Origin of the sequence: Actinokineospora sp. PR83 (assembly GCF_021056305.1) — a bacterium.
Taxonomy (GTDB): Bacteria; Actinomycetota; Actinomycetes; order Mycobacteriales; family Pseudonocardiaceae; genus Actinokineospora; species Actinokineospora spheciospongiae.
This window is the reverse complement of sequence record NZ_JAJCXD010000036.1, coordinates 35,369-43,980: the sequence shown is the minus strand read 5'-3', so window position 1 is coordinate 43,980 and position 8,612 is coordinate 35,369. Positions and strand designations below refer to the sequence as shown.

General features: G+C 72.5%; 4 protein-coding genes and 1 pseudogene. 3 read left to right on the top strand and 2 right to left on the bottom strand.

Annotation, left to right across the window (positions count from 1 at the left end; all coding sequences use genetic code 11):
- Positions 1–291 (top strand): annotated as a pseudogene (locus L6E12_RS12710) (hypothetical protein); the annotation flags it as partial.
- A gap of 618 nt (positions 292–909) precedes the next feature.
- Here the strand turns inward: L6E12_RS12710 and mycP are convergent.
- Both mycP and eccD read right to left on the bottom strand, forming a co-directional pair.
- Entirely contained in the window at positions 910–2,349 is a 1,440-nt protein-coding gene (gene mycP, locus L6E12_RS12705; RefSeq protein WP_236228104.1) for a type VII secretion-associated serine protease mycosin, read from the bottom strand.
- Positions 2,349–3,740, bottom strand: coding sequence for a type VII secretion integral membrane protein EccD (gene eccD / locus L6E12_RS12700; RefSeq protein WP_236228103.1), 1,392 nt, complete (start codon positions 3,738–3,740; stop codon positions 2,349–2,351). The genes mycP and eccD overlap by 1 nt, the downstream gene beginning before the upstream one ends.
- Positions 3,741–3,876: 136 nt before the next feature.
- Between eccD and L6E12_RS12695 the strand changes: the two genes are divergently transcribed.
- Together L6E12_RS12695 and eccCa are read left to right on the top strand one after the other, a co-directional pair.
- Positions 3,877–4,566 carry a hypothetical protein gene (locus tag L6E12_RS12695; RefSeq protein ID WP_236228102.1) on the top strand — a complete coding sequence of 230 codons (690 nt, stop codon included), beginning with the start codon at positions 3,877–3,879 and terminating at the stop codon, positions 4,564–4,566.
- Between the two features lie 45 nt (positions 4,567–4,611).
- Positions 4,612–8,607, top strand: a complete 3,996-nt coding sequence (gene eccCa, locus L6E12_RS12690; protein ID WP_236228101.1) for a type VII secretion protein EccCa — start codon at positions 4,612–4,614, stop codon at positions 8,605–8,607.
- The last annotated feature ends 5 nt before the right edge of the window (positions 8,608–8,612 follow it).

Sequence of the window (8,612 nt, the reverse complement as noted above, 5' to 3'; positions counted from 1 at the left end):
CCGGCCACCCCGCTGAGCGCGGGCGGCGCGGCCACGGGCGTCGGCGAGGCGGGCCCCGGCAAACCCGGCGGGATGCCCAGCGGCGGCGCGACCCCCGCCGCCGCCTCGGCGGGCGCGGGCGGTCGCGGCATGGGCGGGATGATGGGCGGCATGCCCATGGGCGGCGGCATGGGCGCCCAGGGCGGCAACAACGAGCACAAGGCCAGGACCAAGGTCGCGGGCAACCCGGAGGACATCTTCGGCAAACCCGGCCGAGCCAGCCCCTCCGTCATCGGCGACGACCCCGCCTGACCCGCTCCTGCGGGTCGCCCCAGCCCCCGCGGGCACCGCAACCCGCGTGGGCGGTCCCGGCTGGGCGCCCCCGCCTGAGCAGCCCCCGAATCAACCCAAGCACAGGGCACCGACGAGGAAGCCGAGCCGGGTCGGACTTGTCCACAGCCCGATCGATGAAGCCCCCGAATCAATCCAAGCAGTCCGCACCGACACGAAGCGCGGCCGGAACCCGGCTGTCCACAGGAGCCGGGCCAGACCAAGCTGGGCCAGGGCCTGTCCGCAAAGCCGCTCAGCCACCCCGCCAACCACCAGCCGGGCGGCCAGCCACCCCGAGCCGTCAGCGGCGCAGCTGCCGACCACCCCGAAAACCGCCGGCCCGGTGACCAACTGCCCGGGTGGGTGGATGTGCTTGGGTGGGGGAAGCGATCATGTGCAAGCCTGCCTGGGCAGTGGGGCACTCTTTTCGCCCCACTCGGTCACACCGGGCACATGATCGCTGTAGGGGCCCCGCCCGAGCAGATCCACCCACCCGGGCACCACCGACAAAATCCCGGCGCTTGGGCCGGCAGCACACGGCAAGATCCCGGCGAAGTGGATCCCGAGCACCACCGACAATCCGGCCCTTGAAGCCACGCCCTAGGCCATCCCGCGCAACTCGTCCTTCCCGCCACCCCGGTTCCGCCGGACCGTGTGCACGACGAACAGCGTCAGCAGCAGCAACAGCAGCCCGCCCGCGGAGCCGATCAGCGCCACCTGCATCGGCGCCCAGTTCTTCACGATCGGGCCCGGGAGCTCGGCCTTCATGTTCAGCGGCTGGTCCGGCTGGATGCCCTTCTCGGCGGGGATCGCCGCGGTCAGCGCCGCCAGCGGGTTGATCATGCCGTAGCCGATGCGGTTGTCCCGGCCCCCGGGCGCGGCCGGGTGGATGGCGGTCAGCTTGATCCGATCCGACACCTGCTTGGCGCTCAGTTCCTTGCGGTGGGAGCGGATCAGCGCGGCCAGGCCCGCCACGTACGGGGCGGCGAAGCTGGTGCCCTGGATCTCCTGGCTCTTGCCCTGCACGATCTGGAGGTTGACCAGCCCGTCGTTCGTGGTGGGGTCCAGGGAGATGATGTTGGTGCCGGGGGCGGCGACGGTGACCCACGGGCCGGGGACGGAGAAGTCGGCCGGGTCGCCGTTCGCCTGGATGGCGGCCACCGAGATCACGTACTCGGAGAACCACGGCGGCAGCACCAGGTGGTCCGGCCGGGTCGGGTCGCCCGCGTTGACGCCGGATTCGCAGTCCTGGCCGTAGTTGCCCGCGGAGGCGACCAGGACGACGTCCATCGTCTCGTAGGCGTAGCGCAGGGCGGCCTGGAGGTTCTTCTCCGACGGCTGGATCGGCCGGTCGGCCGGGCGGCAGCTGTCCACCGACATGTTGATCACGCGCGCGCCCTGGTTCGCCGCCGACACCACGGCCTGGGCCAGCGTCTCCAGGGTGCCCGCGGGCTCGGCGGGCGGGTCCGGGTTGGCCGCGGTGGGGCGCTTGCCCTCGTAGTTGGCGCTGGACTGGCGGATGGACAGGATCTCCGCGCCGGGGGCGATGCCGACGAACCCGATCTGGCCGTCCGCGGGCGGGTGCGCGGCGATGATGCCCGCGACCTCGGTGCCGTGCCCGTCGCAGTCCTCAAGGCCGTTGTGGGCCGCGATGACGAAGTCGCCGCCCCCGCGCACGGTGAGGTAGTCGTGCTTGCGGACACCGGTGTCGATCACCGCGACCGTGACGCCCTCGCCGCGGGAGAACTGGTGCAGGTCGTCGAACTGCATCTCGAGCTGGCCCCACGGCTTGTGCTTCAGGTCGAACCGCTGCCCGGACGCCGGGGCGATGCACGCGGTCTTCGGCGTGTAGGTCGTGTCCGGGCCCCCGACCTTGGGCACCGGCCAGTTCGGCTCCAGCGGCGGCGGGACCGCCTTGGTGTCCACCGGGGACGGTTTGCCCGCGGGCGGTGGCTGCTGCTGCGCGGACGCGGGGACCGCGGGCAGCGCCAACGCGATCGCCGCGGCGCCGAGCACCGCCCCGATCCGCCGCGCCCGCATCAGAGGCTCACCTGCCGCAGGCTGCTGTAGAGGTCCATCACGGCCAGCGCCAGCGGCAGCACGACCGCGATGCAGATGGCCTCGAAGACCTCCACCGTGCGCCGCAGCGGCGGGGAGAAGCGCTGCTCGGGGAACACCACGCCGAGCACCATCGCCGCCGCCGCGATCAGCACCAGCGCGCCGAACACCCACAGCAGCCGCTCGAAGCTGTCGGCCTCGACCAGCCAGCCGACGAGGATGCCGACCGCCGAGAGCATCCCGGTGGCCAGCAGCGCGATCGCCTGGCTGCCGTTGGCGTAGGTGCGGGCGCGCAGCAGCAGCACCAGCGTCGCCACGACGCCCAGGATGACGCCCCAGACCTTCGGGGAGCCCGCGCTGACTATGGCGCCGGTGGCCGCGGCCGCGCCGCAGCCGATGATCATGCCGGTCATGTACTCGTGCGCCAGGCCCGCCCGCCGCTCGATGGAGCGGTAGTCGGGGAAGCCGGTGTCCTCCTTGAGGTCCTCCGCGCTGCCGGGCACGTTCGGCAGCGGCAGCCTGGCGAGCTGGATGGTCAGCCGGGGCAGCACCGACAGCGCGCCGAGGGCCACTGCGGCCGTGCCCGCGCCGATGCCCGCCGCCGGGTGCGCCACCAGGGTGGCCACCGCGAACGCGGCCACGCCCAGCAGCGCGGCGGTGCCCGCCGCGACGAACGTGGTCACCCCCGCACCGATCAGCATGATCGACGCCGAGGCCACGATCAGCACCAGCGAGCAGGCCAGCAGCAGGCTGGCCCGGCCCGGTTCGCCCGGCACGATGTAGAGGCCGCTGACGAACGCCATCGGCAGCCCGCCCGCCGCCGCGACCAGCACCCCGGTCGTCGGCGCCTGGTACGCCTTGGCCAGCACCGCGCCCAGGGCCACCAGCACGACCGCCGCGGCGCCCGCGGTGATCGCCGGGGCCAGGTTGTCGCCGCCGGACAGGGGGCCCGCCATCAGCACCGCCAGCGCGCCGAGCACCAGCGCCAGCGCGCCCGCGATGTGCCCGATGCGGTTCGCGGTCTCCTTCGTCCACGGCCGGTAGCTGTCCGGCGCGGACTCGGCGATCGCGTCGACCACGTCGTCGTACAGCGGCGGCGGCGGGTTCTCCGCGCGCTTGCGCAGTTGCAGCATGTCCCCGTCGACCACGCCGAGCGCGCCCAGCGTCCGGCTGGGGTCCAGCGGGTTGTCGCCCAGCTTGGCCAGGCACCAGCCGCCGTGCCGGGCGCCGCCGTCGGAGGTGGTCTCCTTGGCCATCTCCAGCAGCATCGGCAGCAGGTCAGCCACCGACACGTCCGCCGGGAGGGCGACGTCGATGCGCGTCCTCGGCGCGACCACCGTCACCCGGCTGAACACGGTCGTCCCCGTTGCCAACGCCTGCTCCCTCGAGTTGTCCACAGGTCTGGCCGGACCGACCCCGGTCCGGCGCGGATCGGTCCTAGTATGGCCGCACCGACATCGCCGGGTCCGGCGGTTCCGCAGAAAGTCGCCGAGCACGGGGGTGGGGCGAATGCCCGCAGGGGTTGGCTACCGCGCGCTGGCGGTCCTGGCCGTCGTCGGCGCGGTCGCCATGGGCGCCTTCCTGTTCGAGCTGACCGGGCGGCACCCCGCGGGCGTCCTCCCCGGTCTGGTGTACCTGGTCGCCGCGGTCGTGCTGGTGTGGACGCCGAGCGGGCACGAGCTGGCCGACCGGGTCGCGCTGGGGCTGGTGCTGGTGGTGGCCTCGATCGTGATGATGGGCGTGCTGTTCTTCTTCGGCGGCCGCAACCCCGGCTCGCTGCTGTCCGGGGTGGTCTTCCTGCTGGCCGCGCTCGTCCTGCTGGTCGGCTCCGAGGTGCGGCCGGGGCGCGGGTTCACCCCGCCCGCGGTCCTGCCGGTGCTGGCCGTGCTCGTCGCCGGGGTGATCACCGGGTGGGCGTTCGTCACCGACGACGCGGACCCGGGCGCGCTGGTGCACGGCAGCCTGCTGCTGGTGGCCGTCACCGTCTTCCTGGCCGGGCGGCGCGCGCGGGGGCCGGGGCGGTTCGCCGTCGGGGCCGCGGTGTGCGCGGTGTCGGTCGGGATCGTCTACTTCCTCGCGGTGTCCGGCGGCGGGGTCGTCCCCGTGGTGCTGGGCGCGGTCTTCCTGGCGGCCCTGGTGGGCTCGCTCCCGGCGGTCCGTTCCGCCGAACCGACCGGGCCGGACCCGGCGGTTCGGTAGTTTCACCCCCCAAGCCGCAAATCGAGTCGAAGAGGTGTCCGCCCGGTGAGCACGCTGCAGTTCAAGCGTTCGCCCCGCCTGTCCGCGCCGCGGCAGCCCGGCGGGGAGGTCCACCTGGAGCCGCCGCCGGAGGTGCCCAGGGTCATCCCGGGCAACATCCTGCTCAAGATGCTGCCCGCGGTCATGATCGTGGCCTCGGTCGGGATGATGGTCTTCATGTTCATGGTGGGCGGGAAGAACCCGTCCTCCCTGCTCTTCGGCGGCATGTTCCTGATGTCCACGATCGGCATGATGGCCGGCGGCATGGGCGGCCGGGGCGGTGGCCAGAAGAAGGCCGAGATGAACGAGGACCGCAAGGACTACCTGCGCTACCTCGGCCAGATGCGCGACCGGGCCCGCGAGGCATCGCTGGACCAGCGCGCCTCGCTGGAGTGGACCCACCCCGACCCGCAGGCGCTGTGGTCGATCGCCACCAGCCGCCGGATGTGGGAGCGCCGCCAGGCCGACCCGGACTTCTGCCACCTGCGCGCGGGCCGCGGCTCGCAGCGGCTGGCCACCCGGCTGGTGCCGCCGCAGACCGGCCCGGTCGACGAGCTGGAGCCGATCGCCACGCTGGCCCTGCGCCGGTTCGTCCGGGCGCACTCGATCGTCCCCGAGCTGCCCATCCAGGTCGCCGTGCGCGGGTTCGCCGCGGTCGGCATCACCGGCGACAAGGACCGGTGCCGCGCCCTGGCCCGCGCGCTGCTGGCCCAGCTGGTCACCTTCCACACCCCCGACGACGTGCTGGTCGCCGTGGTCACCTCGGGCAAGGCCAAGGCCGAGTGGGAGTGGGCCAAGTGGCTGCCGCACGTGCAGCACCCGAACCTGCTCGACGGCATCGGCCAGTTGCGGATGATGGCCGGGTCGCTGGCCCAGATCGAGGACTGGCTCGACGACGAGCTGCGCGACCGGCAGCGGTTCACCCGCAACGCCCCGCCGCAGCCGGACCAGCCGCACGTCGTGGTGGTGATCGACGACGGCGAGGTCACCCGCGAGGAGCAGATCATCCTGGAGGAGGGCCTGGTCGGGGTCACCCTGCTCGACCTGTCCGAGTCGCTGGGCAACCTCACCGCCCGCCGCGGCCTGCGCCTGGTGGTCGAGGGCGACCGGCTCGGCGCGCGCAGCGCCAGCGGCGTGGAGTGGTTCGCCTCCCCGGACCAGCTCAGCGTGGCCGAGGCGGAGGCGCTGGCGCGCAAGCTCGCCCCGTACCGGGTGGGCGCCGCGGCGGCCGACTCCGGCGACGAGGAGCCGCTGCTGTCCAACCCGACGCTGCTGGAGCTGCTGGGCATCCCGGGCGACCCGATGACCTTCGACGTTCAGCAGGCGTGGCGGCCCCGGCCGGTGCGCGACCGCTACCGGGTGCCCTTCGGCGTCGGCGAGTTCGGCCAGGCCGTCGAGCTGGACATCAAGGAAGCGGCGATGGAGGGCATGGGCCCGCACGGCCTGTGCATCGGCGCAACCGGTTCCGGCAAGTCGGAGTTCCTGCGCACCCTGGTGCTGGGCATGCTGGCCACGCACTCGTCGACGACGCTGAACTTCATCCTGGTCGACTTCAAGGGTGGCGCCACCTTCCTCGGCCTCGACGGCGCCCCGCACGTCGCCGCGACCATCACCAACCTGCAGGGCGACCTGACCCTCGTCGACCGCATGAAGGACGCCCTCGCCGGGGAGATGAACCGGCGGCAGGAGGCGCTCAAGAACGGCGGCAACTTCAAGAACGTGTGGGAGTACGAGAAGGCCCGTGAGAACGGCGCCGACCTCGACCCGCTGCCCGCGCTGTTCATCGTCGTCGACGAGTTCTCCGAGCTGCTCTCGGCCAAGCCGGACTTCATCGACCTGTTCGTCGCCATCGGGCGGCTGGGCCGGTCGCTGCAGATGCACATGCTGCTCGCCTCGCAGCGGCTGGAGGAGGGCAAGCTGCGCGGCCTGGACTCGCACCTGTCCTACCGCATCGGCCTCAAGACCTTCTCCGCGGCGGAGTCCCGCGCCGCCATCGGCGTGCCGGACGCGTTCGAGCTGCCGTCCATCCCCGGCTCGGGCTACCTCAAGTTCGACACCAGCACGATGCACCGGTTCAAGGCCGCGTACGTCTCCGGGCCCTACCGCCCGGCCGGGATGCAGGCCGCCGGGCCGGTCGCGGCGGTCTCCGGCGACCGGCGGGCCAAGCTGTTCGTCCCCGACTACGTGGAGATCCCCAAGGAGCCGGAGAAGCCGCTGGCCCCGGTGGTCGAGGAGAAGAAGCCCGAGGGCGGCACCGAGGTCAGCGAGCTGGACGTGATCGTCAACCGGCTCGTCGGGCAGGGCCCGCCCGCGCACGCGGTGTGGCTGCCGCCGCTCAACGACCCCAGCTCGCTGGACATGCTGTTCACCGTGCCGCTGCAGGCCACCGAGGACCGGGGCCTGTCCCCGGTCGGGTTCTTCGGCAACGGCAGGCTCCAGGTGCCGCTGGGCATCGTCGACAAGCCCTACGAGCAGCGCCGCGACATGCTGTGGGCGGACTTCTCCGGTGCCGCGGGCCACGCGGCGATCGCGGGCGGCCCGCAGGCGGGCAAGTCGATGCTGCTGCGCACGCTGGTCATGTCGATGGCGCTGACGCACACCGCCGAGGAGGTGCAGTTCTACATCCTCGACCTCGGCGGCGGCACGATGGGCACGCTGGACGGGCTGCCGCACGTCGGCGGCGTCGCGGGCCGGATCGACCCGGACAAGGTGCGCCGGATGGTCGCCGAGGTCACCGGCCTGGTCGCCGAGCGCGAGCAGCGCTTCCGCGACCTGGGCATCGACTCGATGACCGACTTCCGCAACCGCAAGCGCCAGGGCGGGCTCAAGGACGACCTGTTCGGCGACGTGTTCCTGATCGTCGACGGCTGGCTGAACTTCCGCCAGGAGTTCGAGTCGCTGGAGATGCAGGTCGTCAACCTCGCCGCGCAGGGCCTGTCCTTCGGCATCCACGTGATCGTGGCCGCCAACCGCTGGGCGGAGATCCGCCCAGCGCTCAAGGACCTGCTCGGCACCCGCTTCGAGCTGCGCCTGGGTGACCCCAGCGAGTCCGACGTGGACCGCAGGGTCGCGGTCAACATCCCCGCGGGCCGCCCCGGCCGCGGCCTGTCCCGCGACAAGCTGCACTTCCTCACCGGCCTGCCCCGCATCGACGGCTCCAGCAACCCCGAGGACGTCGCGGGCGGCGTCCAGGACGCGATCGCCAAGATCAACGCCGCCTGGCGCGGCAGGCACGCGCCGAAGGTCCGGCTGCTGCCCGAGCTGATGTCCTACGAGGACCTGCTCGCCCAGGACACCCGCAGGGACACCAAGCTGGTCCCCATCGGCGTCGACGAGAACGACCTGGCGCCGGTCTACCTGGACTTCGACGCGGAGCCGCACTTCCTGGCCTTCGCCGACGGCGAGTCCGGCAAGACGAACCTGCTGCGCACCATCGTCCGGGGCATCATGGACCGCTACACGCCCAAGGAAGCGGTCATCATCCTGGTCGACTACCGGCGCACGATGCTCGGCTTCATCAACACCGAGCACCTGCTGGGCTACGCGGTGTCGAGCAACCAGCTCACCGACATGGTCAAGGACGTCCGCGGCTCCATGCTCAAGCGGCTCCCCGGCCCCGACGTGACCCAGGAGCAGCTCAAGAACCGGAGCTGGTGGAAGGGCCCGGAGCTCTTCCTCATCGTCGACGACTACGACCTGGTCGCCCCGCAGGGCACCAACCCGCTGCAACCGATCGCCGAGTTCCTCCCGCAGGCCAAGGACGTCGGCCTGCACGTGGTCACCGTCCGCCGCACCGGCGGTGCCTCCCGGGCCATGTTCGACCCGGTCCTGGGCAAGCTCCGCGAGATCGCCAGCCCCGGCATCGTCGGCAGCGGCAACAAGGACGAGGGCGCCCTGCTGGGCACCACCAAGCCCAGCGCCATGCCCCCCGGCCGAGGCACCCTGGTCTCGCGCAAGGTGGGCCAAGCCCTCATGCAGATCGCCTGGATCAACCCGGAGTAACCGCG

Bases quoted from the DNA above. Each gene is read 5' to 3' on its own strand.
- mycP (WP_236228104.1), bottom strand. From the start codon at position 2,349: ATGCGGGCGCGGCGGATCGGGGCGGTGCTCGGCGCCGCGGCGATCGCG.
- L6E12_RS12695 (WP_236228102.1), top strand. From the start codon at position 3,877: ATGCCCGCAGGGGTTGGCTACCGCGCGCTGGCGGTCCTGGCCGTCGTC.